The following is a 24,544-nucleotide window of genomic DNA, read 5'->3' on the forward strand; positions in this document are numbered from 1 at the left end:
AGGGCAAAATTTTCTATTTTTGGCGTAAATTTTGAATCGATATCCCGGTATTGCATCGGGAGGGCTCTGCTTACGCCAAAACCAGAGACGTTGCCCTATGCATGGAAGTCACTGCCGTTGTTTATATGACTGATGAAGAAGGCGTGCCCCGACAGCAATAAAAGAAAACAGGGCATATTCCATGAAACACTCTTCGCACTACTCGCTGGCCGTGCTGATCCACATGGCTATCCTGGGGGTGGCGCTGCCAGCGCTGGCCGCCGAGGGCAACACTTCAGACGAAACAAAGAAATCCGATACGGCGATTGCCGCAGAAAATCATGATGAAACGATGGTCGTGACCGCGGCAACGCAGAACCTGCAAGCCCCCGGCGTATCCACTATTACCGCCGATGAAATCCGCAAGCATCCACCGGCTCGCGACGTTTCCGAACTGATTCGAACCCAACCGGGCGTCAACCTTACCGGCAACTCCACCAGCGGCCAGCGCGGTAATAACCGCCAGGTCGATATTCGCGGTATGGGACCGGAGAACACGCTGATTCTGGTAGACGGTAAACCGGTGACCAGCCGTAACTCCGTGCGCTATGGCTGGCGCGGAGACCGTGATACGCGCGGTGATACCAGTTGGGTTCCGGCAGAAATGATCGACCATATCGATGTCATTCGCGGCCCTGCGGCGGCCCGCTACGGTAATGGCGCAATGGGCGGGGTGGTCAATATTGTCACTAAACCGGCGACCAGCGAGTGGCATGGTTCCTGGAATACCTATATGAACGCTCCTCAGCATCGTAAAGAGGGGTCGACGAAGCGCACTAACTTCAGTCTTAACGGCCCGCTGTCGGATGAGGTTAGCTTTAATTTATGGGGTAACCTGAGCAAAACGCAGGCCGACGCCCAGGATATTAACTCCGGCCACGAAGCGGCACGAACCGGTACCTATGCGGGCTCTTATCCAGCGGGACGTGAAGGCGTAGAGAACAAAGATATCCACGGCAAACTGCGCTGGGAGTTTGCGCCGATGCAGGCGCTGGAGTTCGAAACCGGCTACAGCCGCCAGGGTAATCTGTATGCTGGCGACACGCAAAATACCAACACCAGCACGCTGGTGAAAAGTATGTACGGCAAAGAGACTAACCGCCTATATCGCCAGACTTACGGGGTGACGTGGACCGGCGGCTGGGATAATGGCGTGACCAGCAATACCTATGCTCAGTATGAGCACACCCGTAACTCGCGCATGAACGAGGGACTGGCGGGCGGAACGGAAGGGATCTTCTCCGCAAGCGAATTCTCCGATATTGACCTGTCGGATGTGCTATTGCACAGCGAGGTGAATATTCCGTTTACCTTCGGGTTTGAGCAAAACCTGACGCTGGGGACCGAGTGGAACCAGCAGCGGATGAAAGATGGCGTATCGACGACCCAGTCTCTCTCTTATGGCTCTATTGACGGCATCTCGGCAACCGGCCGTAGTCCGTATTCCAGCGCTGAGATTTTCTCGCTGTTTACCGAAGACAATATTGCACTGACCGATAGCACCATGCTGACGCCCGCTCTGCGTTTTGACCATCACAGCATCGTCGGCAATAACTGGAGTCCGTCGCTGAACCTCTCGCAGGGGCTGTCGGATGACTGGACGTTGAAGCTGGGGATTGCTCGCGCCTATAAAGCGCCGAACCTCTATCAGCTCAACCCGAACTATATTCTGTACAGCAACGGACAGGGTTGCTACGCCAGCAGCTCCGCCTGTTATCTGATGGGAAATAGCGACCTGAAGGCAGAAACCAGCGTCAATAAAGAGATTGGCCTGGAGTACAAGCATGACGGCTATCAGGCTGGGCTGACTTACTTCCGTAACGACTACCACAACAAGATAGAGTCCGGCTACTCGGCGGTCAGTACCGCCAGCAACGGCACCACCAATATTTATCAGTGGGAAAACGTACCGAAGGCGCTGGTCGAAGGGCTGGAGGGCTCGTTAAACCTGCCGGTGAGTGAAACGGTCAACTGGAGCAACAACCTGACGTGGATGCTGCAGAGTAAGAACAAAACCACCGGCGATCGTCTATCGGTGATCCCGCAGTTTACGCTTAACTCAACCCTAAGTTGGCAGGTACGCAACGATCTCTCGTTGCAGAGCACCTTCACCTGGTATGGTCGTCAGAAACCGAAGCGCTTCAACTATAAGGGTGAAGCGGTGTCCGGCAGCGAGCTGAACGAAGTCAGTCCGTACAGCATTGTCGGCCTTAGTGCGACCTGGGATGTGAACAAAAACCTGAGCCTGACCAGCGGAGTGGATAATCTGTTTGATATTCGCCACTATCGCGCCGGGAATGCGCAGACGACGGGGAACTCGACGACCGGTGCTTATCTGTATGGGGCAGGCGCGGAGACCTATAACGAGTCAGGACGGACGTTTTATGTCAGCGTGAATACGCACTTCTAATTATCCGTTAATCACCAGCCGGGATATTTAATTATTCCGGCTTTTTAATTTTTGAAAAATGTGTCGCTGATATAAATGATGACAAAATCTCCACGGCCTCTACACAATTAATTCAACTTAGCAGCTTACACTTGTCTCTGTTGATCGGGTCTGCTTGATCCCGGAAACGATTAACAGTGGCATCCTGCCATTTCCATTCTAAAGTTGTTCCTCTTCCCCCTTCCATTCCCAACCGCAGCAATGCGGAGGAGGGGGAGTCCCTTATTGGTGCGTATTCAGATTTTACGATATTGGCTTGGAGTCACGGTATAATATCTCTTGAAAGTACGGTTAAAAGCGCTGATATCCTCATAACCAGCCATAATACAAATATCGACAATGCGAAAGGCGGGTTGCATCTGTAACAGATTAAGGCATAGCTGCATTCGCTGCTGGCGAATATACTCCATTGGTGACATGTTAAAATAGTGGCGGAATAGGCGAAACAGATGCCACTCGGAATAGCCGGAAAAGAGGCTCAGAGCATGCATGGTGAGCTTCTTTTCAAGATTTTTTTTATCCATTGCACTAATTCGTTGAGTACGGATTGTTGGATCTCATTTCGCGGCATGTTATCTACTCATTTCATCACTATGGGAACAGGACAACAGGACTGCACAATTTATTCAATATCTCTTCATTTTATCTACGGGATTATCAGTTAATTTCTCCTTGCTTCTGGTCTATCCCAGAGAGCATCATTCCTAACAAGATCTTTTCCCCCTTTCAACCAATGAGAAAGGGGGCTTTTTGTTTTTTAAATTAAAAAAACAAAATGATTAAATGGTTTTGCTAGTGTCAGTAAACGCTTATATGACTAATGGTCAGGAAGAAAGTTCAACCCAAAAAAAACTTTTTCAACATTCTCTAACATCCATTTTTTCTCCATTTTATCGTCATAATTGCGTGCAATTCTGCGCCTCGTTCAGGTTATTTCAGGTTGCGTCATATTCTGTCCGCCGGAAAGAACACTGTTATTCCCAGCAGATATCTGCTATTGCCAAATATCTTTTAGACGACACCTCCATGCTAAAAAAAACGAGTATCATCGCCGGGCTATTGATTTCTCCTTTAACGCTTTATGCATCAACCTCATATACCGTTGATGATATTCGTTTTGAGGGGTTGCAGCGCGTTACCGTCGGCGCTGCGCTGTTAAGCATGCCCGTTCATACGGGAGAAGAGGTCTCGAACGAGGATATCAGCGACTCGGTTCGTGCCCTGTACGCCAGCGGAAACTTTGAGAATGTGCAGATTCTGCGGGATGGCAGCACGCTGGTGGTACAGGTGAAAGAGCGACCAACCATTGCCAAAATCAGCTTTTCTGGCAATAAGTCCGTAAAGGATGATGCCCTGAAAGAGAACCTGGCCGCCACGGGTATCGAAGAAGGCAGCGCGCTGGATCGCAACACGCTTACGGAAATCGAAAAAGGATTACAGGATTTCTATTACAGTGTGGGTAAATACAGCGCCCAGGTTCATGCAGTTGTCACACCGTTGCCGCGCAATCGCGTTGATTTAACCTTTGTTTTTCAGGAAGGCGTCTCGGCAAAAATCGCGCAAATTAATATTATTGGCAACCAGACTTTTAGTGAAGAAACATTGTTGGACCAGCTGCAGTTGCGCGATACCGTACCGTGGTGGAACGTGATCGGCGATAAAAAATATCAAAAGCAAAAGATGGCGGCGGATTTAGAAACGCTGCGTAGTTATTATCTCGATCGCGGCTATGCGCGGTTTGTGATTAACTCCAGTCAGGTCAGTATGACACCGGATAAAAAGTCTCTGTATATCACCATTAATCTTGCAGAAGGTGAACGTTATAAAATCGCCAGCACGATGTTGACTGGCGATATGGCGCAGCATAATAAAGAGATTGAGGCGCTGGTAAAGCCGTTAACAAATAAATGGTATAGCGGCGCGGAAATTACGACGGTAGAAAATAGTATTAAGACGCTGTTGGGGAAATATGGCTATGCCTGGCCGCAGGTTAACACCGCCCCGGATATTGATGATGCGAAAAAAAGTGTGGTTTTGCATATCAACGTTAATGCAGGACGCCGTTACTCAGTACGACAGATCCGTTTTGAGGGTAACGATACGTCGCGTGACGCGGTGCTGAGGCGTCAGATGCGCCAGATGGAAGGCGCGTGGCTGAACGATGAAAAAGTCGAACAGGGAAAAACGCGGTTGGATCGCAGCGGATTTTTTGAAACTGTTGATAAGCAAATCATCCCGGTAAGCGGTAGCCAGGATCAGGTGGACGTGGTCTATAAGGTGAAGGAACGCAACACCGGCTCTTTCAACGTTGGTCTGGGCTTCGGTACCGACAGCGGCGTGAGCTATCAGCTTGGCGTCACCCAAGATAACTGGCTGGGCACCGGCAATAGCGTTAGCTTCAACGGCACGCGCAATAGCTACCAGTCTTATCTTGAATTGGGGGCGACGAACCCTTATTTCACCGTCGACGGCGTGAGTTTGGGGGGGAAAATTTTCTATAACAGCTACGATGCCTCTGATGCCGATAGCGGCAGTTACAATCAGCAAAGTTACGGCGTTGGCAGTACGCTTGGATTCCCGATCAGCGAGAACAACTCCCTCAATCTGGGCGTGGATTATGTTCATAACCGCCTGACTAATATGGACCCGGAACTGACGACCTGGAGCTATCTTAACTCACGAGGTATTTACCCCAGCGTGGTGACCAAGGATGGTGATAGCGGCGCAACCTACAGCGCTAATGACTATTTTGTCAGCCTCGGCTGGAGCTATAACGATCTGGACCGCGGCTTCTTCCCGCGTGCAGGGAATAAGAGCAGCCTGACCGGCAAGGTCACGGTACCCGGCTCGGATAACAGCTATTACAAAGTCACTTTTGATACCACGCAGTATTTGCCGCTGAACGAAAACAAAAGCTGGGTGTGGATGGAGCACCTGCGCGCGGGATATGCCGATGGGTTGAACGGCAAATCGGTGCCGTTTTATGATAATTTCTATGCCGGTGGCTCGACGTCGGTTCGCGGATTCTCCTCGAATACGATTGGCCCAAAAGCGGCTTACTATCGTTGTAATGGTTCTGAAAGTAGCTACGGCACCTGCCCGTTGGACTCCTCGTCCGATGCGGTTGGCGGTAACGCGATGGCGGTACTGAACAGCGAGTTTATTGTGCCAACGCCATTTGTGAATGACAAATACGCCGACAGCCTGCGCACGTCGTTATTCCTCGACGCGGGAACGGTATGGAGCACCTCCTGGCAAAATACCGGCCAGACGTTGGCCGCAGGGATCCCAGACTATGGCGATCCGTCGCATATTCGCATGTCCGCCGGGATTGCGGTGCAGTGGATGTCGCCGCTAGGTCCGCTGGTCTTCTCATGGGGCGAGCCGTTTAAAAAATATGATGGTGATAAAGCCGAGCAGTTCCAGTTTAATATCGGAAAAACCTGGTAATAACGCCTGCGGCTTACCCAAAAACGAGTACAGGCTGTCCTGAACGGCAGCCTGTAATTTATTGTAAATATATTTTGGTTTATATACCAAAAATAATTCGAGTTGCAGGAAGGCGGCAAGGGAGAAAGTCCCGATGAGCTTACTTGAGTAAGTGATTCGGGCGAACGAGCGTAGCCAATGCACAAGCAACTTGAAGTATGACGGGTATACATGAGCCTGTGCATACGTTGGCTGTCATCATGAGAATTAGTTATTAATTATTAGAAGTTAGCATTTTATATACATCTAAATAAGTATGCCTGGTGTTTGAGTATTGTCTTATGTCACATTGTTGTGTGATAACCTTGCGGGTATTTATGATGAGTGCTATCAATATATAAAACGTTATTTATCAGTAACAGATGCAAGGATAGAAAATGAAATGGACTATTCATAATACTCTTGTCTGTCCACACTCCGGTGTGGCCTTTTCCTCGATCTCCAGCCTGCGGTTTTTAAAGTTTATCCTTTGGTACGAAGCCGATATTTTACTGTTGCCAGGGGAGTCAATGAAGCTGTACTCCTCAAGAGTTTTAATTAATGATCAGTATCATTCATTAAAAGTTTACAACATCACGCGCTATGACGAAGCGCAGTGGGAGAGGCTGCGGGAACGACCTTCCTGTCCGTATCACTCCACGGCGGCAGCGGCAGAATCCTGCTCTTACCAGGCTCACTGCGCAATTAAACGCTGCCCGAACAATTACCCGCGTGGGGCGATATGGCGGTAGTCCGGACAGCCAAATCTACATGACGCCTGATTTATGCGGGCAGCAGAGCGGAAAGCCGGGCCTGTACATCGACGCACCCGGCCAGCACCAGGTTACCGCGCAGCAAGCCATCGTCGGCTAAAAAGTCATTGCTGGCACCGCCCGCTTCGACGATCAGCAGCATTCCTGCCAGCGCATCCCAGCTATTCATATGTTCTTCGTAATAGGCGTGCACCTGCCCGGTGGCGACGTGGGCCAGCATTAACGCTCCTGCGCCAAAGCGACGGTACTCCATTCCCGCGTTGATGACGCGAGTGAGGGCTCGGGTATAGTTTTCCGCGGGCGCGCGGCTGGAACGCCCCATCCCAATCACCACCGTTTCCGGATCCGGTTCGCGTAATGTCAGGCGCTGATCGTTAAGAAAGGCACCTTTACCGCGGCGGGCAAAGAAAAATTCATTTCGGTCAGGGGCGTAAATAATCCCCAGTTCAAGCGTATTGTGCAGAACGTAAGCCAGAGAAATACACCAGTAGTCCATCCCCTGAATGTAGTTAGTGGTTCCGTCGATAGGGTCGAGCACCCAGGTTCCTTGCTCACCGCTTTCCAGGCCGCTCTCTTCGCCGAGAAAACCATCCTGCGGGCAGTGGATCTTCAGCCAGTCCTTGATCTCTTTTTCCACAAACAGATCGGCCTGCGAGACAAAATCCTGACGCGCTTTTTTATCTATCTGTAGCCCCGTATCGCGCAGCGCTTGTGCCTGCGCGCCCAACTGGCGAATCAATTCGCATAATGACTGCTGTTGTTCTTCCGTCATAGCCTGCTCTTATCGGTTGATGGCGACGTACGCCGATGAATTAACTGCACCCCCACCCACGTAGTGCGCGAAGGCTGTAAAGGATCGCTGGCCCGCTCCAGCAGGCGCGCTAATGTCTGGCGGGAAATCTCCGCGACGTCCTGGTGCAAGGTGCTGAGCTGATAACTGTATTGCGCTGTTTGCGGCGTATTGTCAAAACCAATGAGCTGAAAATCTTCGGGAGCCTGCTTGCCGCGTAGGCGCATGCCGTCAAGGAAACCGCAGGCCAGCTGGGCATTGGCGCAGAAAATACCCTGTAGCCTGTCGTCGGCGCTGGCGGCGGCCTGAAAACCGCCGTCGTAGCCTTCAACCGGTGCGAAAAGGGCGTGCAGGTCACGTTGAGTATCCACGCCGAGTGCCAGGAGTGCTTGAGAAAATGCCGCGCCGCGCGTTTGTCCTGCCCAGGTTGAGTGATGATGGTTGAGCCAACCGAATCGATCACAGCCAGCGCGAACCAGCTGCTCGGCGGCAAGGGTCGCTCCGGCGACATTATCCGAGCAAACGTAATCGACGCAGGGGATATTGGGCTGGCGATTGATGCCTACCACCGGAATTTGCTGCTGAACGCACTCGTTAACCAGCGATTCCGGCGGTTGCCCGGAGGTGACGATAACGCCAGAAACGCGAAATTGGGCGAAGCGCCGCAGGGTTTGCGCCAGATCCTGTTCGCTACGGATTTCACTCACCAGCGCCTGAAAACCGCGGCGCTGGATCTCGCTGAGCAGCGCGTCAAGCAGGCTGCTGCGAAACGGATCGCTGATGCGCGAAACGATCACGCCGATCAGATGACTGCGCCGTCGGTTTAACCCCTGGGCGAGGAAATTGACCTGGTATCCCAGCTCTTCGGCCGCGCGCAGTACGCGTTCTCTGGTATCGGGAGAGATGCTGCCGTTATTGCTCAGGGCGCGGGATACTACGGCCCGTGAGACCCCCGCACGCTGGGCGACATCCTGCGCGGTAATACTCTGTTTACGCGGCAATGAAGTCATATTGAGCGTTCCGAATGATGGAGTTCATACTGCAGGCCGTCGTGGCTAACGAACAAGCCTTCCCATGGCAGGCAGGCGAATTTCAGCGCGGGCAATATCGCGTCGTAGCAGTGATAGAGTCCCATCGTACGCAAATTGAGCTGCTGGAATAGCGCCAGGCATGAAGGGAAATCGCCGTGCGAGGCGTCATCGGCCAGCGCGGTCAGCGAGGCGCACTCCTGAAATACCAAATCGGCCCCTGCCATCAGCGCAATGGAATCCGGTGTCGGGCGACCATCACCGCTGTAGAACAGGGTTTGCCCGCCGAAGGTGATACGAATGGCGCGATTGGTCAGCTCATGCTGCGTTTGTGCAGTCTGAATATGCCAGTCATGCCACGTCCAGGCCTCTGCGCTGTCACGCCAGTCGATGGCAAAACACAACGTTGTTTGCGGCCAGTTTGCCAGCGCTGCCAACTGCATCAGGACCGGGCGCTGCTGCGGCTGGCTGTAGATAATCAGCGGCTTCTGGCGGGAAAAACTCTTCCAGTAGTTGAGCAGCGCCGTCAGCCCGGTGCAGTGGTCCGGGTGAACGTGGGTGAAATAGATAACGTCAATCTCGTTGATATCGCCGCCGCGCCGCCACAGCGCCCGGGGGATTGTGGGGCCGCAATCAATCAGCCACTGTCGGTTTTGGGCGTCGATAACCCGTAGTGCAGAGGTATTTTGTTCGCTGGAGAAAGCGCTGCCGCAGCCAAGAACATCTATTTTCATTTTCCCTCGCCGAAATTTTAGGGTGCTTAATTAAATTGTCACAAATACCCGACAAAGTAGGCCCACATCATGTCGAGTCAACGTTGCATTTTTTTTACATTCAAATGAACACGTGTTCATCAAAACGATAAAAATGCAGGCACAGAGATTTTTGGGTATCGAATATGAGCTATTTACAGATCTCCCGGTTAAAGATTAGCTACGGCGATAAAGTCGTTTTGCATAATATCGATCTGAGCGTTGAGAAAGGGGAAATGATTGCCCTGCTGGGTCCTTCCGGTTGCGGGAAAACAACGCTTTTGAACGCGCTTTGCGGGTTTATTCCGACGCAGACGGGAGATATTTCCGTTGCCGGGCGCGATATTACCCGCAGCGCACCGGAGCAGCGCAATATCACCATGGTCTTCCAAAGCTATGCTCTGTGGCCGCATATGACGGTGGCACGTAATATTGGCTATGGCCTGAAGCTACGCAAATGGCGGGGCGACGACATTGATCGCCGGGTGGCGGAGTTGCTCAATATCGTCAATCTCAACGGTCTGGCTGATGTGAAGGTGACTGAACTTTCCGGCGGTCAACGCCAGCGGGTGGCTCTGGCGCGGGCGCTGGCGATAGAACCGGATGTTCTGGTGCTGGATGAACCGCTCTCAAACCTTGATGCGAAAGTGCGACTCAACGTACGCCACGAAATCAAAGCGTTGCAAAAAAGACTCGGCTTTACCTCGTTAATCGTTACTCACGATCAGCAGGAGGCGCTGGTGATGGCCGACCGCATCGCGGTATTAAATAACGGTCGTATTGAGCAAATAGGTTCGCCAGAGGATATTTATCAGCGCCCGGCTACGCCTTTTGTTGCCGATTTTATGGGCGCGGATAATAAAATTTCCGCCAGCGAACTCTTTGCCGCAGAGGGTATTTATCTACGCGCCGCCGGGCAATATTCCGCTGAGCATTTTCACGACCATATTATTTATTTTCGCAGCGCCGACGCCGCGCTTGATGAATTATCCGAGAGCGCCGCGCCAGAAGGGTTAACGCTGAGCGGCGTGGTTGAACAAAGTGCTTTTCTCGGCAACTTATATCGCCATAGCGTGCGCTGTCACGATCGCGTCCTGCTGGCGGATTCTGCGCACTGCTGGCCCGCGCATTCGCCGGTCAGGCTACATGTCCCGGCGCCCGCACTGCATATTTTTCCTTCATCACAAGCCCATTAACTTCATCGCGTTCATTCTGGGGATAGACCATGTTTACGAAAACGAAAGCTGCGGTAGTGATTGCATTATTTCTGAGCTGCAGCGCGCAGGCAGACACCGTTCTTCACGTCGCTACGGCGGGGGATCAGAATATGGTGGATTATGTCAAAACCTGGCTGGGGCCGAAGTTTGAAGCGGCGCATCCGGGAGTCAAAGTGCAGGTGGTCGGTACCGGTCCGGGAGACGCGGGGTCGAATAAAATCATTGAAAAGCTGACGGCGCAAAAAGAGAGCGGCGCGCAGAGCTGGGATATTGATGTGGCGGTGGTGCATCAGAAAGCTGGCGGTGAGCTGGTGGAGAAAGGGCTGCTGGAGAAGTATCGCCAGCAGATTAAGACCGGTTCAATGGTGAGCGCCGACAACGCGAAGAACGCCCTTGGGGTGAACGTCGACGGCTACGTTATGCCGATGTTTTTAAGCCAGACCGCCATTGCCTGGAATAGCGATGCCATTAAAACGCCTCCGGCGTCCTACGATGATCTGGTGAGCTGGGCGCAAAAAAATCCGCAGGCCTTTGGCTACAACGGCATTAAGAACGGCATGTCCGGCGTCAGCTTTGTGGTGGGCTGGATCTACGCCTATGGCACCGATGCCCAGCGTTTGTCTTCTCTGCCGTACGATAAAGGCGTTGAGAAAAATTGGGGACAGGCTTACGAGAAGCTGAAAGCGTTTAATAAGAACGTCACCTTCACGCCGGGTAACGCCGGGACGCTCGATATGCTGAGCCGCGGCGAAATCATGATGGGGCCGGTGTGGGTGGATATGTTCTACAGCTGGAAAGATCAGGGCAAGCTGCCGCCGTCGATTAAGTTGTCGCTGCTGGCGCCGGGGATGCCGGGCCAACCGATGTACTACGTGACCCCGGCGAAGGCGGCGAATCCGCAGCTGGCGCGTGAGTTTATCGAACTGGCGACCAGCCCGGAAGTGCAGGCGCAGGGGATCGTGAAGCAGTTTAACTGGTATCCGGGGATTGACGCTGAACAGGTGAAGCCGAAGCTTGATGCGCAAACCTGGCAAAAACTGTTTGCTGAAATTTCGCCGCAGGCGCTGGCGGAATACGGTAAGAGCTTCCCGATTACGCCATATTTTGACGACATCAAAGAAGGCTATGAAAGCCAGGTCGCCAATTAATTGACTGCTGATGCTCAGGCGCGGTGTGACGTCGCCCTGAGCTTTTTCTTGTTGCTGACACCAGGTTTGCTATGCGTACTTCGCTGAAATACCTGCTGCTGGTCTCACCGGCCGCGTTGATGATCGCCGTACTCTTTTTATATCCGCTGGGCTTCTCGCTGATCGCCGCCTTTACCGACGATGCGCAGCGGCTTACGCTTGCTCATTTCCGTAAGGTATATGCGCTCTATTCCAGCGATATTCTGTTTACACTGATTATTGTGCTGGCTTCGGTGGCGCTGCTGGCGGTTCTCTCCATTACTCTTTCGGCGGTGATCACGCTCTCGCCCTGTCGACCTATTGTCCGCATGCTGGGGTTTTTGTATCGCCTGCCGCTGTTCATCCCTTTTATCGTCGCCGCGCAGATGATGCGTACCTTTCTGGCCAAAAACGGCTTGATGAATAACGCGCTGGTGGCAACTGACCTCATCACTCCGCTGGAGACCGTCTCCTGGCTGGGCTGGAAAGGGATCATTATTACCTTTGTCTGGAAACAGCTGGCGTTTGCCACGTTGCTTATCTGTGGGGCAATGGCCGCGCTTGAGCAATCGCAAATTCTGGCGGCGCGTAATCTTGGTGCATCGCGTCCGCGTATTCTGTTCGACATTATTTTGCCGCAGGTGCTGCCAGCAATCGGCGTGGCGCTGGTGCTCTCCACCGTCACCATGATGTCGGTGCTGTCGGTCCCGCTGATGATAGGCGTCGGCTCGCCGACGATGATGACCGTGGATATGGCCTTTCGCGTTAATTCTTATGGCGATTACGCCGTCGCTAACGCGCTTGGCGTGGTGTCGTTGCTGATTTGCGGGGCGCTGTCGTGGTTTTATCTGCGCCATAGTTTGCAGCAAAAAGGGAGCGAATAATGAAAGAGGCAATCATGACACGGCCGGGAACGCTGCTGGCGAAAGGCCGCAGAAAGCTGGGCGCCAGCCTGCCGCTACAAACGTTACTGCTAGTCTTTATGCTGCTGGCGATGTTTGGCCCGCTGCTGAACTTGCTCATCTGGACGGTGGCGGAGAGCTGGTTTTTCCCGCATTCACTGCCCAGCCAATGGGGGCTGAAATACTGGTATCAGGTATTCAGCCCCTACAGCGATGTGTCCGGCTCGCTGCTGACCAGCGTGCTGATTGCGCTGCTATCGGTGCTGGCATGTCTGCTGATCTCCATTCCGGCGGGCTACGCGCTTTCAAGGCGCGGGATGCCGCTACGGGTGTTGTTTATGCTGTTGTTTCTGATCCCGCAGGCGTTTCCCAATCTGACGGTGTACATGAATATCGCCCGGCTTTTCTATCAATGGGGGCTTAACGGCACGGTGGCGGGGGTCGTGTTGGTGCACAGCGTACATGGGTTGATGTATTCGGTGTGGATTTGCGTGGCGGCCTTTTCGGCGGTTGATCCGCTATTGGCGAGGGCTTCGCGTAATCTGGGGGCCGGACCGATTTACACCTTCTGGCATATTGTGCTGCCGCAGGCTTCGCCGGGAATTATCGCCGCCAGTATTTTTGTGTTTCTGGAGTCGCTGGACGAATTTACCGGCACCTTTTTTGTCGGCGCGCCGGACATCACCACCTTGCCGCTGCTGCTGTATAACGCCAGTATGTCGGGCAACTATCAAGTATCGTCAATTACGGCGCTGATTTTACTGGTGCCATCGCTGCTGTTTATGCTGGTGATTCATAAATTTATGCGCCCGGAGATGCTGTCGAAGATGGGCAAATAGCGGTAAAAAAAGCTTCCCGTTGGGAAGCTTTTTTTACATCAGGTCATCATCATCGGCCATTCCGGCGGGGTCTGACTCATGACTTCAATCATGACATCTTTGATATTGCCCCAGATCTTTGCAACGTCCAGCAGCGTAATACCTAACAGACCGGTGGCAAACCAACAGGCTGCGGCCAGGCCTACACAGCTACAAATAACCGCTAAACCGGCATAATCACTTTTACGCAGCTGAATATTCATCGAGCTGGCCAGGAACATCAGCACTGCGCTCACGAGTGGCCAGCGCAAAAGTACGACACTGGTAGTAATGGTAGCCATCAACCTTTCCTCAAAGAAATGCGGGAGCCTTTGACAACCTGACGAGACTAACGATGACGTGGTGCTCTGGCTATCTACAGGCAAACAAGAGAGTAATGAAACAACGTTCTTGTTTCATCAACTAATGTGAACTATATCACAATTGTTCTTTTATTCACCAGCCAAAAAAAGTACTTTTCTTGCGCTTATTAACCACTTTATTTGAGTGGTTAATAAGAGAGGGAAGGATGTATCTTTCATTCAGAAGGCGATTATAAACGATAGCCAGCCGCAATTCTTTTTTATTAGCGTTTATGTTCTGCGGATTTTATTACTTATTCCCGCCAATTATACGGATAAACCGAATGAGATAGTGGAGCTAATCTCATTATGTTGAGAATGTTTCTCCAGCCTTCTATAAGTCAGTATTATTCATGATTCATAGTCATGAGGTTTTTACGTCAAAGTGTGGGTTGCTGAATTGCCCTGATTCATATCACAGTAAGCAGAGTCATCGGGGCCTTTCACCTTGATTAAGGCGTATCGCATGGATAAAAAGCGGAAATGAGTCATAGCTCGCCACATAAGGCGTTAAGAGTATTTGGCATCGTGCTGGTTATTCTGCTACCGGTGATGCTGGCATTGTGGTTTGCACAAATACGCGCCAAAGCAGAAACCACCGATCAGCTACGGGTGTTTTCTAAGCTGGCGCTGCAAAAAACTGAGCTGGTCATTCGTGAAGCCGATGAGGCGCGCGATAAAGCCAGGTTATATCAGGGGGAGCTATGCTCGCCACAGCATCAGCAATATATGTTGAGTATTGTTCGCGGCCTGCTCTACATCGATGATTTAATCTATGCCAATGGCACGCATTTTTTCTGCTCGACTTCGGTACGTCGCCAGGCCGGATGGCGCATTCCGGCTGCGACGTATACTAAAAAGCCGGATATTGCGATTTACTACTACCGCGAAACCCCTTTTTATCCCAGCTATGCCATGAACTATATGCAGCGCGGTCATTATGTGGCGGTGATTCATCCGCTTTCCTTTAGCACGTTGATAACCAGCGACCGCGATCTGGCATGGGGCGTTTTTGATACCAAAACCAACCAGTTTTTTTCCGTCAGTACGAATGCAGACTCCGGTCAACTGCATCGGTTGATCCGTGATGAAGAGGCGTTTTTTCATCAGGATGGACGCGTTTATACCATTGCCCACTCCACCGTTCGCCCGATAGCCGTCATTATGTCCACTTCGCGGGTGAGCTATTATCAGAATTTTTATAATCAGGTCACGCTGACCCTGCCGCTAGGGCTGATTTGCAGCATCTTGCTTTTGCTGGTGTGGTCACGCACCCGACAGCAGTATCATTCTCCGCGCAGCATGCTGCAGCGAGCGCTAAGCCGTCGCCAACTGTGCCTGCACTACCAGCCGATCATGGATATCAAAAATAACTGCTGCGTGGGTGCCGAGGCGCTGCTGCGCTGGCCTGGATTTGATGGCCCGGTGATGAGCCCGGCGGAGTTTATCCCGCTGGCGGAAAATGAGGGGATGATTGCGCAGGTCACGGACTATGTGGTGGATGAGGTATTCGCCGATATGGGCGAGTTTCTGGCCCGGCATCCGCATTTATACGTGACAATCAACCTTTCGGCTTCGGATTTCCACTCCGCGAGATTGATTGAGCACATCAACGAAAAGGTCCACCGCCATGCAGTTAGCGTGGAGCAGATTAAAATCGAAGTGACTGAGCGCGGGTTTATCGATGTGCCGAAAACCACCCCGGTGATTCAGGCCTTCCGCGACGCGGGGTATGAAATTGCGATTGATGATTTTGGTACCGGCTACTCCAACCTGCACAACCTCCATTCGTTGAACGTTGACATCCTCAAGATTGATAAATCCTTCGTTGATGCGCTAACGAACAACAGCACCAGCCACCTGATTGCTGAACATATTATTCAGATGGCTAACAGCTTGCATTTAAAGATCGTTGCCGAAGGGGTTGAAACGGCCGACCAGGTGGCGTGGTTACAAAAGCACGGCGTGCAATACTGTCAGGGCTGGCACTTTGCGAAAGCGATGCCACCGCTGGAGTTCATGCAGTGGCTGACTAACGCCCGCACCAGCCTTTGCCCGCATCAACAACATCTTCACGCGGAGATTTGATGGCGATAGGCGCTGGGCGTGCGGTCGAACTCGCGGCGGAAAACCCGCGAAAATGTTTGCTGCGACATGTAGCCAAGATCCATCGCGATATCAAAAATAGGGCGCTGGGTGGTTCTTAGCGCTTCTGCGGCAAGCAGCAGGCGGCGCTGGCGAATGTAATCCCCCAGGGTTTGATGCATTACTGTACGAAACATCCGCTGCAGATACCATTTCGAATAGCCCGATTTTCTGGCGACTACATCAATGTTAAGTGGTTGATCGATATGTTCATCAATCCATTCAATAAGCGTTTGGATAATATCGTGATGGGACATATTGCGGCCTCTCTCAATTCTCGATTCGTCGTTTTGTCTGTGGGCGAGTATAATTCCTCAAGTTAACTTGAGGTAAAGCGCTTTATGGAAAAGAAATCCCCTCGCATCAAAATGCTGCTGACCCCCGGCGAAGTGGCAAAACGAACCGGTGTTGCTGTCTCCGCGCTGCACTTTTATGAAAGCAAGGGGCTGATTCACAGCCAGCGTAACGCCGGTAATCAGCGGCGCTATCGGCGTGATGTCCTGCGCGCGGTGGCGATCATTAAAATTGCGCAACGTATTGGTATTCCGCTATCGACGATTGGCGATGCGTTCGGCGTGTTGCCGGAGGGGCATAACCTCAGCGCCAAAGAGTGGAAGATGCTGTCATCCCAGTGGCGGGAAGAGCTGGATCGGCGCATTCACACCCTGACCGCACTGCGCGATCAGCTGGATGGCTGCATTGGCTGCGGCTGCCTGTCGCGTCGCGACTGCCCGTTACGTAACCCTGGCGATAAGCTGGGCGAAGAGGGGACCGGCGCGCGGCTGTTGGAAGAGGAGTAAAAAAACTAAAGCGCCACAACAGGGCGCTTTAGTTGTTTTCCGGTCTTGGTCTTTCGCACTATCCCGCTGCTTCGCAGGAGGGTTTCCCCCGACGTCGGCTCCCCTCGGTATTGCGCAATGTGTTGATTGAGGTTCCGGTTTGTGCCGACAACTTAAGTGTGGCACTTCCCGCTGATTTTTCCTCTTTGGTTTGCCGGAAAATTTCCGTCATTCGCCGCCTGTTCCTATAGTTAATTTGAACAAACAGCGGGAGAAGCCCATGTTGACGGTACATCATCTTAATCAGTCGCGATCGCAGCGCGTGTTATGGGCGCTGGAAGAGCTGCAACTGCCTTACCAGATAGTCTCTTATCAGCGGGGGAAAAATATGCTCGCCCCGGCGGAGTTGAAAGATATTCATCCGCTAGGTAAATCGCCGGTGGTGGAAGATAACGGCTACATCCTCGCGGAATCTGGCGCAATTCTGGAATATTTGCAGGAGACCTATGACAGCATCCAGCGATTCAGGCCGCAGTCGATAGAAGATAAGCTGCAATATCGTTTTTGGCTGCACTACGCTGAAGGTTCGTTGATGCCTCTGATGCTGATGAAACTGGTATTTGCCAGTCTCGGTAAACCCCCAGTACCGTTCGGCATGCGCACTTTAGGCAACGCATTGGGCAAAGGAGTGCAAAAAGCCTGGCTTAACCGGCAAGTTGAAACCCACGCCCGCTTTATTGAAGAGCACCTTTCCCGGCACCGATGGTTTGCCGGAGCCGAACTGAGTATGGCGGATATCCAGATGAGCTTCCCGGCGATGGCGTTGCTGGCGCGCGGCGGTGTGGACCATTTACCACATCTGACGCAGTGGGTACAGCGCATAGAGCAGCGCCCGGCGTGGCAGAGGGCGATTGAGCGCGGTGGTCCTTTTACCTTACCCGGTGGGTGAAGCATTACTAAAGCCGATGACTGGAAAAATTTGCTATCAGTGCAATGCAAAAATGTTACCGGATTGCGCATGGACGATAACGTTTGCGCATCGGCTGGTTATTTCCTGAACGTCATAAGCGAAATTTAGCGAAATACGGCAATCTTCAGTTGAAAAGGCCCATCTAAAGGCTGGATAATCGTTTGCCTTTTTATTTTGCTCATCATTTCCTCTGCTAACAGGGGGAGCAAAGTCATTCTTCACACCGTATTGTATGCGCGGAGTTAAACGTTTGCTTTTCACAGCCCCTGGCGCTGCGATGTAGCACAAGGAGATCGCGTTTAACTGGCAGTGGATGGTCCACCTCGCATCCAAACGAACGATAAAAATTCTCAGGGGAAGTTTTCTATGTCTACGCCTTCAGCGCGTACCGGCGGTTCATTGGACGCCTGGTTTAAAATTTCTGCTCGCGGCAGCACCGTGCGCCAGGAAATCGTTGCCGGTCTTACGACCTTTCTGGCGATGGTGTATTCCGTCATCGTGGTGCCGGGGATGCTCGGAAAAGCCGGTTTCCCACCGGCGGCGGTCTTTGTCTCTACCTGCCTGGTGGCGGGCGTTGGCTCTCTGCTCATGGGACTGTGGGCGAACCTGCCGCTGGCAATTGGCTGCGCGATTTCGCTGACCGCCTTTACCGCCTTTAGCCTGGTGTTGGGCCAACAGATCAGTATTCCGGTAGCGTTGGGTGCCGTGTTCCTGATGGGCGTGCTGTTTACCGTGATTTCCGCAACCGGCATTCGCAGTTGGATCTTGCGTAACCTGCCGCAGGGCGTTGCGCACGGCACGGGGATTGGTATCGGCCTGTTCCTGCTGCTGATCGCCGCCAACGGCGTTGGTCTGGTCATTAAAAACCCGCTGGACGGCCTGCCGGTGGCGTTGGGTAATTTCGACAGCTTCCCGGTGATTATGTCGCTGGTGGGGCTGGCGGTGATTATCGGCCTCGAAAAACTCAAAGTGCCGGGCGGTATCCTGCTGACGATTATCGGCGTGTCGATTATCGGTCTGATTTTCGATCCTAACGTTCACTTCTCCGGTGTTTTCGCTATGCCGTCGCTGAGCGACGAGCACGGCAACTCGCTGATCGGTAGCTTGGATATCGTGGGCGCGCTGAACCCCATCGTTCTGCCGAGCGTGCTGGCGCTGGTGATGACCGCGGTATTTGATGCTACCGGCACCATCCGCGCGGTAGCCGGTCAGGCAAACTTGCTGGATAAAGACGGGCAGATTATCAATGGCGGCAAAGCATTGACCACTGACTCCCTGAGCAGCGTCTTCTCCGGTCTGGTCGGCGCGGCTCCGGCAGCGGTATATATCGAGTCAGCCGCAGGTACTGCCGCGGGCGGCAAAACCGGCCTGACTGCGGTAACCGTTGGCGTGCTGTTCCTGCTGATCCTGTTCCTCTCTCCGCTCTCTTATCTGGTACCGGCGTACGCGACGGCTCCGGCGCTAATGTACGTTGGTCTGCTGATGCTGAGCAACGTGGCGAAAATCGACTTTAACGATTTTGTCGATGCGATGGCGGGCCTGATTACGGCGGTCTTTATCGTGCTGACCTGTAACATCGTTACCGGCATCATGATTGGCTTTGCTTCACTGGTGATTGGTCGTCTGGTGTCCGGGGAGTGGCGCAAGCTGAACCTGGGGACGGTGATCATCGCGGCGGCGCTGGTTATTTTCTACGCTGGCGGCTGGGCGATTTAACTTTTTCTGCTAATCACGGGCGGCTTTGGCCGCCCGATTTATTTTTAAGCCACATCCTGTTTCCTTTTGCGTTAATCTGAGTAGCGTACTATTTCGAGACATGACGCCTCAGATGTAAAAAAAGAAAACGCAGCAAACAGGGAACACATGGAAATATTCTTTACCATACTCATCATGACCCTCGTGGTCTCTCTCTCCGGGGTGGTTACACGCGTACTGCCCTTTCAGGTTCCACTACCCTTAATCCAAATAGGTATTGGCGCGATGCTGGCCTGGCCTACCTTTGGACTACACGTCGAATTCGACCCTGAACTCTTTCTGGTTCTGTTTATCCCGCCGCTGCTATTTGCTGATGGCTGGAAGACGCCGACCCGCGAGTTCATTGAGCATGGGCGAGAAATATTTGGTCTGGCGCTAGCGCTGGTGCTGGTGACGGTGGTCGGTATTGGCTACCTCATCTATTGGATCGTGCCGGGAATTCCGCTGATACCGGCCTTCGCGCTGGCGGCGGTGCTGTCACCGACGGATGCCGTAGCGCTCTCAGGGATTGTTGGTGAAGGGCGCATCCCGAAAAAAATTATGGGAATTTTGCAGGGGGAGGCGCTGATGAACGACGCCTCCGGCCTGGTCTCCCTGAAGTTTGCCGTCGCGGTAGCGATGGGCACGATGGTCTTTACCGTCGGCGGAGCGACAGTAGAGTTCTTCAAAGTGGCGGTGGGCGGCATTCTTGCAGGCTTCGTGGTCAGCTGGCTGTACGGGCGCTCGATGCGCTTTCTTAGCCGTTGGGGTGGCGATGAACCGGCAACGCAGATTGTCCTGCTGTTCCTGCTGCCGTTCGCTTCCTACCTGATTGCCGAACATATCGGTTTTTCTGGGATCCTGGCGGCGGTTGCCGCGGGAATGACCATCACCCGTTCTGGCGTGATGCGCAGCGCTCCGCTGGCGATGCGCCTGCGTGCTAACAGCACCTGGGCGATGCTGGAATTCGTGTTTAACGGCATGGTTTTCCTGCTGTTGGGGCTGCAGCTGCCGGATATTCTGTCGAGCTCGCTGGTGGCGGCAGAGGCGGATCCGAACGTTGAAACCTGGATGCTGTTCACCGATATCATCCTGATTTACGCCGCCCTGATGCTGGTGCGCTTTGGCTGGCTGTGGACGATGCGTAAATTGAGCCAGCGCTTCCTGAAAAAGAAACCGATGGAGTTTGGCTCCTGGACCACGCGTGAGCTGCTGATCTCCTCCGTCGCCGGGGTGCGCGGGGCGATTACTCTTGCCGGTGTGCTGTCGATTCCTCTGCTGTTGCCGGACGGTAACGTCTTCCCGGCGCGCTATGAGCTGGTATTCCTTGCCGCCGGGGTGATTCTGTTCTCCCTGTTTGTTGGTGTGATTGCGCTGCCGATTCTGCTGCGCCATATCGAGTCGAGCGACCACGTTCAGCAGCGCAAAGAAGAGCGTCTGGCGCGGGCGGCAACGGCGGACGTGGCGATTGTCGCGATTCAGAAAATGGAAGAGCGCCTGGCATCAGACACCAAAGAGAATATCGATAATCAGCTGCTGACCGAGGTCAGTTCGCGGGTAATTGGTAACCTGCGTCGTCGGGTCGATGGACGTAACGATGTGGAAACGTCGATGCTGGAAGAGAGCCTCGAACGCCGGTTCCGCCTGGCGGCGCTGCGTTCAGAGCGCGGGGAGCTATACCACCTGCGTGCCACCCGGCAGATCAGCAACGAGACGCTGCAGAAGATGTTGCACGATCTCGACCTGCTGGAAGCGCTGTTAATCGAAGATCAGTAACTCCGTACCTGTTCCCGGGTAAGGCGTTTACGCCGCAACCCGGGAGCTCACTCCAGCCAGAATGCCTTACTGCACTCCAGCCATGCCCGCGCGCTGTGCGACATATACACGCCCTCCCGCCAAATCATCCCCAATTCCCAACGCAGCTCGCTCTGCAACGGTATCCAGCAAAAACTTTGCGGATCGAGACGCTGGCAAATCGGCTCCGGCAGAATTGCTATCCCAATCCCCGCTTGCACCATCGCGGCCAGAAAATCCCACTGCCCGCTACGCACCGCAATACGTGGTTTAACCTCATGCTGGGTAAAAAGCTGCATCAACTGCTGGCTGAGGGCAAAATCTTCGTTGTAAATCACCAGAGGATGCTCGGCGAGCGCCTTCGGAGACAGTGACGATAGGGTTTCCCATTGCGCTGTTCTCGGGGTCAGCACGCAGAGTGGATGACTAAACAACGACAGCGTGCTCAGGCCGCTTGTCTCATCAACGGGGAGCGCCGTCATCGCCAAATCCAGCTCGCCGTTGCTTACCGCCTGCTGCACCGTCAATCCGCCAAACTCGGCAATCTTGAGTTCAACGCCAGAGTAGCGCTGGCGAAAGTGGCTAATCGGTTCCGCCATCAGCATCCCGACCATCGGCGGGATCCCGAGACGCAGTACGCCTTTATGCAGATGATTGATATCACTCAGCTCCGACTCCAGCTGATGAAACTCGCCAAGAATGGCCTGTCCGCGCTCGAAGACCACCCGTCCGGTATCGGTCAGCAATAGCTTGCGCCCATCGCGAATCAGCAGGGTGCAGTTCAGTTCATCTTCCAGATTTTTGAGCATCTTGCTGATGGTGGGCTGCGTGACGAATAGCTTCTCCGCCGCACGGGTAAAGCTCTGCTGGCGGACCACTTCAACAAAATAACGCAGCGTTCGGATATCCATAATTATTCCCTGAGACTATACCTGTGATGATTTTAATTCATTTCTACCGGGCCTGGCGGCTCTCTATACTGCACGCCTGTCATCTTTTTCAGGAATTCCGCTCATGGCCTTCGCGCCAGCTCGCGTGACGCCCTTCGTCATGCAACGCCTTCAGGTGCCGATTCAGGTACTGATCTACGCCGGATTGTTTGTCTGCGCTGAATATTTGGTTAACTGGTTGCACCTGCCGCTTCCGGCAAATTTAGTCGGCATGTTGCTGCTGCTGGCGCTGATTGTCTGTCGGGTTATCTCCTTAAACTGGGTACGCGCCGGGGCTCGCTGGCTGCTGGCGGAGATGCTGCTGTTTTTCGTGCCAGCAGTAGTTGCGGTCGTGAACTACGCCCAACTGCTGATGGTTGATGGCTGGCGCATCTTTTTGGTTATTGGGCTGAGCACCACCATGGTACTGGGCACGACGGCGTGGGTGGTCGATAAAGTGTATCGCTATGAAGTGAGCAGGATGAAACATGAGTGATTTTCAGCTGAGCGTCCTGTGTCTTATTGTTACGCTGGGGCTCTATTTTGCCAACAAACGTCTCTATCGACGCTTTCATAAGCTCCCGCTGATGCCGCTGGTTTTTACCCCAGTCCTGTTGGTACTGATCCTGGTATTTGGCCATATCTCCTATCAAAGCTATATCGGGGAAACCCACTGGCTGCTGTGGTTGCTGGGTCCGGCGACCATCGCCTTTGCCGTCCCGGTGTATGACAACCTGACGATTATTAAGCGCCACTGGATGTCGCTAACCGCTGGCGTCACTACCGCGTCGGTTGTTGCGGTGACCAGCTCGGTGTGGCTGGCGCGATTATTTACGCTGCCTGATGAGATCCAGCGCAGCCTGGCGGTACGTTCGGTGACGACGCCCTTTGCGCTGGCGGCGGCCAAACCGCTGGGCGGTCAGCCTGATTTAGTCGCCCTGTTTGTGGTCGTGACCGGGGTATTTGGTATGGCGGTGGGGGATATGTTGTTTCTTCGTCTTTCTATTCGAGAGGGGATGGCGAAAGGGGCGGGATTTGGCGCGGCGTCTCATGGTGCCGGAACGGCTCGTTCCTATGAGCTAGGGCCGCAGGAGGGCGTTGTCGCCAGCCTGGTGATGATGCTTTCCGGTGTGGTGATGGTACTGGCCGCGCCGTTGGTCCGTTGGATCATGTTTTGATAATCATTTAACCATCATCACGATTATTATCTTTGCGGGTTGACCGGGAGATATAATGAGGCATTATTTTTTTTAATAGAAATGTTAATTAATGCTACATATATATACTTATGTAATTGATGATTCAATCAGTTGCGATATTAATGTTAAATAGAGATTAGGTGTTTTTTTTGTTTTTTCGCGAATATTCTTAATTGCTTTACGTTTGAATTGTAACTAAATGTTTTATTTTATAGTGGGTTTAAGTTGTTTTGAGTATGTGTCTTTATTTTATATTTTTCGTGTGAATGCATGTTATATTATAATATCATGATTTTTCTAGTTTATTTTCAAATTATACATCGTGATTATTGATGGTGAGTAATTATATCCTTAAGCGAGATGTCTTTACCTTGTTGAGAATACTCCTACTTTCAGTTATCTTAGCGACGTGAGCTTTTATTATTGAATGGATTCATGTGGAGCTAAAGCTCTTGCATTGGTATTTATAATTAATATTATATGCAAGCGATTCATTTCCCAGAAAATATATCAACGTGTATATCAAGTTGGTATCCAATCCCATTCTCTAATATATCGCCATAAACAATTGATGGATTGATTGTTAATCTGGATAAATAGGGGAATACCAATGAAAACCAATGTAAAAACTTTAGCTAAAATTCTGGCCTTATCTGCGGGCTGCTCTCTGGTTGCAATGTCTCATGCGGATAACACTATTACTTTCACCGGAACGGTTTCCGATACGACGTGTACCGCCACTATCGATGGCGGCGTTTCATCTATTGAGATGGGGACTGTCTCGGTAGCAGACTTGAAAGCTAATACCTATAGCGCGGCGAAAAATTTCACTTTCAATTTGACCGCTTGCCCTACGGCCGAAGGGGCTCTGACTAAAGCCAAAATTACCTTTGGTGGTGAAGCTGATACCTACAATAGTGATTATTTTAAAAACCAGGCTTCAGGGACCCCGGCTGCCAATGTAGCTGTCGCTATTTTTGATAACGCCGGAGCTTTACAGAAGAACAATACAGAAGGCTCTAATGTTGATATCACCTCCGGTTCAGCAACTGTTCCGTTTACCGTAAAAATGGCTAAATCTGGTGCCTCTGACCCAACTAAAGGTCCGGTGTCGACAACAGTAACTTATAACGTTACCTATTATTAATTAAGTAACAAATATATAAAGGGAAAGCAGTTTGCTTTCCCTGT

General features: G+C 52.4%; 22 protein-coding genes and 1 pseudogene. 15 read left to right on the plus strand and 8 right to left on the minus strand.

The window, feature by feature from the left end; genetic code table 11:
• The first annotated feature begins 181 nt into the window (after positions 1-181).
• A complete protein-coding gene (locus HV127_RS08880) occupies positions 182-2,449 on the plus strand; it encodes a TonB-dependent siderophore receptor (RefSeq protein WP_182235648.1) in 2,268 nt (755 codons plus the stop codon).
• Between the two features lie 275 nt (positions 2,450-2,724).
• Here HV127_RS08880 and HV127_RS08885 read toward each other — a convergent pair.
• Positions 2,725-3,059 (minus strand): annotated as a pseudogene (locus tag HV127_RS08885) (helix-turn-helix transcriptional regulator).
• Positions 3,060-3,514: 455 nt separating this feature from the next.
• Between HV127_RS08885 and bamA the strand changes: the two are divergent.
• Positions 3,515-5,938 (plus strand): outer membrane protein assembly factor BamA, encoded by a 2,424-nt coding sequence (gene bamA / locus HV127_RS08890; RefSeq protein ID WP_182235649.1) that lies wholly within the window; start codon positions 3,515-3,517, stop codon positions 5,936-5,938.
• Positions 5,939-6,354: 416 nt separating this feature from the next.
• On the plus strand, positions 6,355-6,708 hold the full coding sequence (iraM, locus tag HV127_RS08895; RefSeq protein WP_182235650.1) for an anti-adapter protein IraM: 354 nt from the start codon (positions 6,355-6,357) through the stop codon (positions 6,706-6,708).
• Positions 6,709-6,739: 31 nt separating this feature from the next.
• On the opposite strand, the gene HV127_RS08900 is transcribed toward iraM, so the two are convergent.
• Genes HV127_RS08900 through HV127_RS08910 form a run of 3 tightly spaced genes read right to left on the minus strand, consistent with a single transcriptional unit; the run spans position 6,740 to position 9,281 of the window.
• Positions 6,740-7,501 carry an inositol monophosphatase gene (locus tag HV127_RS08900; protein WP_228727453.1) on the minus strand — a complete coding sequence of 254 codons (762 nt, stop codon included), beginning with the start codon at positions 7,499-7,501 and terminating at the stop codon, positions 6,740-6,742.
• Positions 7,498-8,529: a LacI family DNA-binding transcriptional regulator gene (locus HV127_RS08905; protein WP_182235651.1), complete on the minus strand. Its 1,032-nt coding sequence runs from the start codon at positions 8,527-8,529 to the stop codon at positions 7,498-7,500. Before HV127_RS08905 ends, HV127_RS08900 begins: the two co-directional genes overlap by 4 nt.
• Entirely contained in the window at positions 8,526-9,281 is a 756-nt protein-coding gene (locus HV127_RS08910; RefSeq protein ID WP_182235652.1) for a ribonuclease Z, read from the minus strand. The genes HV127_RS08905 and HV127_RS08910 overlap by 4 nt, the downstream gene beginning before the upstream one ends.
• A 164-nt stretch (positions 9,282-9,445) precedes the next feature.
• On the opposite strand from HV127_RS08910, the gene HV127_RS08915 reads away from it, so the two are divergent.
• From HV127_RS08915 to HV127_RS08930, 4 genes are all read left to right on the plus strand, one after another.
• The gene (locus HV127_RS08915) at positions 9,446-10,495 is read left to right on the plus strand and encodes an ABC transporter ATP-binding protein (protein WP_182235653.1); all 1,050 of its coding nucleotides are present in this window, start codon (positions 9,446-9,448) and stop codon (positions 10,493-10,495) included.
• Positions 10,496-10,524: 29 nt separating this feature from the next.
• The gene (locus tag HV127_RS08920; protein WP_182235654.1) at positions 10,525-11,664 is read left to right on the plus strand and encodes an extracellular solute-binding protein; all 1,140 of its coding nucleotides are present in this window, start codon (positions 10,525-10,527) and stop codon (positions 11,662-11,664) included.
• 71 nt (positions 11,665-11,735) lie between these two features.
• A complete protein-coding gene (locus HV127_RS08925; protein ID WP_182235655.1) occupies positions 11,736-12,566 on the plus strand; it encodes a sugar ABC transporter permease in 831 nt (276 codons plus the stop codon).
• Positions 12,566-13,423, plus strand: a complete 858-nt coding sequence (locus HV127_RS08930) for an ABC transporter permease subunit (RefSeq protein ID WP_182235656.1) — start codon at positions 12,566-12,568, stop codon at positions 13,421-13,423. Before HV127_RS08925 ends, HV127_RS08930 begins: the two co-directional genes overlap by 1 nt.
• 38 nt (positions 13,424-13,461) lie before the next feature.
• On the opposite strand, the gene HV127_RS08935 is transcribed toward HV127_RS08930, so the two are convergent.
• Entirely contained in the window at positions 13,462-13,743 is a 282-nt protein-coding gene (locus HV127_RS08935; protein WP_181484005.1) for a YjcB family protein, read from the minus strand.
• Positions 13,744-14,286: 543 nt separating this feature from the next.
• Here HV127_RS08935 and HV127_RS08940 point away from each other — a divergent pair.
• Positions 14,287-15,891, plus strand: a complete 1,605-nt coding sequence (locus HV127_RS08940; protein ID WP_182235657.1) for an EAL domain-containing protein — start codon at positions 14,287-14,289, stop codon at positions 15,889-15,891.
• Here HV127_RS08940 and soxS read toward each other — a convergent pair.
• The gene (gene soxS, locus HV127_RS08945; RefSeq protein ID WP_182235658.1) at positions 15,876-16,205 is read right to left on the minus strand and encodes a superoxide response transcriptional regulator SoxS; all 330 of its coding nucleotides are present in this window, start codon (positions 16,203-16,205) and stop codon (positions 15,876-15,878) included. The two genes, HV127_RS08940 and soxS, sit on opposite strands and share 16 nt — an antisense overlap.
• A gap of 84 nt (positions 16,206-16,289) precedes the next feature.
• On the opposite strand from soxS, the gene soxR reads away from it, so the two are divergent.
• Positions 16,290-16,748, plus strand: a complete 459-nt coding sequence (gene soxR / locus HV127_RS08950; protein WP_110274561.1) for a redox-sensitive transcriptional activator SoxR — start codon at positions 16,290-16,292, stop codon at positions 16,746-16,748.
• Positions 16,749-17,007: 259 nt separating this feature from the next.
• Entirely contained in the window at positions 17,008-17,676 is a 669-nt protein-coding gene (locus HV127_RS08955) for a glutathione S-transferase (protein ID WP_182235659.1), read from the plus strand.
• A gap of 36 nt (positions 17,677-17,712) precedes the next feature.
• On the opposite strand, the gene HV127_RS08960 is transcribed toward HV127_RS08955, so the two are convergent.
• The gene (locus tag HV127_RS08960) at positions 17,713-17,958 is read right to left on the minus strand and encodes a hypothetical protein (RefSeq protein WP_228727454.1); all 246 of its coding nucleotides are present in this window, start codon (positions 17,956-17,958) and stop codon (positions 17,713-17,715) included.
• Between the two features lie 105 nt (positions 17,959-18,063).
• Between HV127_RS08960 and HV127_RS08965 the strand changes: the two genes are divergently transcribed.
• Both HV127_RS08965 and HV127_RS08970 read left to right on the plus strand, forming a co-directional pair.
• Complete coding sequence (locus tag HV127_RS08965; protein WP_181484002.1) at positions 18,064-19,413, plus strand: NCS2 family permease; 1,350 nt, start codon at positions 18,064-18,066, stop codon at positions 19,411-19,413.
• Between the two features lie 147 nt (positions 19,414-19,560).
• Entirely contained in the window at positions 19,561-21,207 is a 1,647-nt protein-coding gene (locus tag HV127_RS08970; RefSeq protein WP_112215868.1) for a Na+/H+ antiporter, read from the plus strand.
• Between the two features lie 47 nt (positions 21,208-21,254).
• On the opposite strand, the gene HV127_RS08975 is transcribed toward HV127_RS08970, so the two are convergent.
• On the minus strand, positions 21,255-22,136 hold the full coding sequence (locus HV127_RS08975; protein ID WP_182235660.1) for a LysR family transcriptional regulator: 882 nt from the start codon (positions 22,134-22,136) through the stop codon (positions 21,255-21,257).
• 103 nt (positions 22,137-22,239) lie between these two features.
• On the opposite strand from HV127_RS08975, the gene HV127_RS08980 reads away from it, so the two are divergent.
• The 3 genes from HV127_RS08980 (at position 22,240) to HV127_RS08990 (ending at position 24,500) form a co-directional block, all read left to right on the plus strand.
• Positions 22,240-22,650: a CidA/LrgA family protein gene (locus HV127_RS08980; protein WP_182235661.1), complete on the plus strand. Its 411-nt coding sequence runs from the start codon at positions 22,240-22,242 to the stop codon at positions 22,648-22,650.
• Positions 22,643-23,332 (plus strand): LrgB family protein, encoded by a 690-nt coding sequence (locus HV127_RS08985; protein WP_182235662.1) that lies wholly within the window; start codon positions 22,643-22,645, stop codon positions 23,330-23,332. The genes HV127_RS08980 and HV127_RS08985 overlap by 8 nt, the downstream gene beginning before the upstream one ends.
• A gap of 631 nt (positions 23,333-23,963) precedes the next feature.
• The gene (locus HV127_RS08990) at positions 23,964-24,500 is read left to right on the plus strand and encodes a fimbrial protein (RefSeq protein WP_182235663.1); all 537 of its coding nucleotides are present in this window, start codon (positions 23,964-23,966) and stop codon (positions 24,498-24,500) included.
• Positions 24,501-24,544: the final 44 nt, after the last annotated feature.

It is taken from the genome of Klebsiella sp. RHBSTW-00215, assembly GCF_014103785.1.
GTDB lineage: Bacteria > Pseudomonadota > Gammaproteobacteria > Enterobacterales > Enterobacteriaceae > Klebsiella.

What these genes read in the sequence shown, in the direction of transcription:
- HV127_RS08935 (WP_181484005.1), bottom strand. Translation starts at nt 13,743, where the DNA reads ATGGCTACCATTACTACCAGTGTCGTACTTTTGCGCTGGCCACTCGTG.
- soxR (WP_110274561.1), top strand. Translation starts at nt 16,290, where the DNA reads ATGGAAAAGAAATCCCCTCGCATCAAAATGCTGCTGACCCCCGGCGAA.
- HV127_RS08980 (WP_182235661.1), top strand. Translation starts at nt 22,240, where the DNA reads ATGGCCTTCGCGCCAGCTCGCGTGACGCCCTTCGTCATGCAACGCCTT.
- HV127_RS08970 (WP_112215868.1), top strand. Translation starts at nt 19,561, where the DNA reads ATGGAAATATTCTTTACCATACTCATCATGACCCTCGTGGTCTCTCTC.
- HV127_RS08990 (WP_182235663.1), top strand. Translation starts at nt 23,964, where the DNA reads ATGAAAACCAATGTAAAAACTTTAGCTAAAATTCTGGCCTTATCTGCG.
- HV127_RS08900 (WP_228727453.1), bottom strand. Translation starts at nt 7,501, where the DNA reads ATGACGGAAGAACAACAGCAGTCATTATGCGAATTGATTCGCCAGTTG.
- HV127_RS08915 (WP_182235653.1), top strand. Translation starts at nt 9,446, where the DNA reads ATGAGCTATTTACAGATCTCCCGGTTAAAGATTAGCTACGGCGATAAA.
- bamA (WP_182235649.1), top strand. Translation starts at nt 3,515, where the DNA reads ATGCTAAAAAAAACGAGTATCATCGCCGGGCTATTGATTTCTCCTTTA.
- HV127_RS08910 (WP_182235652.1), bottom strand. Translation starts at nt 9,281, where the DNA reads ATGAAAATAGATGTTCTTGGCTGCGGCAGCGCTTTCTCCAGCGAACAA.
- HV127_RS08940 (WP_182235657.1), top strand. Translation starts at nt 14,287, where the DNA reads ATGAGTCATAGCTCGCCACATAAGGCGTTAAGAGTATTTGGCATCGTG.
- HV127_RS08925 (WP_182235655.1), top strand. Translation starts at nt 11,736, where the DNA reads ATGCGTACTTCGCTGAAATACCTGCTGCTGGTCTCACCGGCCGCGTTG.
- HV127_RS08920 (WP_182235654.1), top strand. Translation starts at nt 10,525, where the DNA reads ATGTTTACGAAAACGAAAGCTGCGGTAGTGATTGCATTATTTCTGAGC.
- HV127_RS08905 (WP_182235651.1), bottom strand. Translation starts at nt 8,529, where the DNA reads ATGACTTCATTGCCGCGTAAACAGAGTATTACCGCGCAGGATGTCGCC.
- HV127_RS08930 (WP_182235656.1), top strand. Translation starts at nt 12,566, where the DNA reads ATGAAAGAGGCAATCATGACACGGCCGGGAACGCTGCTGGCGAAAGGC.
- HV127_RS08880 (WP_182235648.1), top strand. Translation starts at nt 182, where the DNA reads ATGAAACACTCTTCGCACTACTCGCTGGCCGTGCTGATCCACATGGCT.
- iraM (WP_182235650.1), top strand. Translation starts at nt 6,355, where the DNA reads ATGAAATGGACTATTCATAATACTCTTGTCTGTCCACACTCCGGTGTG.
- HV127_RS08975 (WP_182235660.1), bottom strand. Translation starts at nt 22,136, where the DNA reads ATGGATATCCGAACGCTGCGTTATTTTGTTGAAGTGGTCCGCCAGCAG.
- HV127_RS08965 (WP_181484002.1), top strand. Translation starts at nt 18,064, where the DNA reads ATGTCTACGCCTTCAGCGCGTACCGGCGGTTCATTGGACGCCTGGTTT.
- HV127_RS08955 (WP_182235659.1), top strand. Translation starts at nt 17,008, where the DNA reads ATGTTGACGGTACATCATCTTAATCAGTCGCGATCGCAGCGCGTGTTA.
- HV127_RS08985 (WP_182235662.1), top strand. Translation starts at nt 22,643, where the DNA reads ATGAGTGATTTTCAGCTGAGCGTCCTGTGTCTTATTGTTACGCTGGGG.
- soxS (WP_182235658.1), bottom strand. Translation starts at nt 16,205, where the DNA reads ATGTCCCATCACGATATTATCCAAACGCTTATTGAATGGATTGATGAA.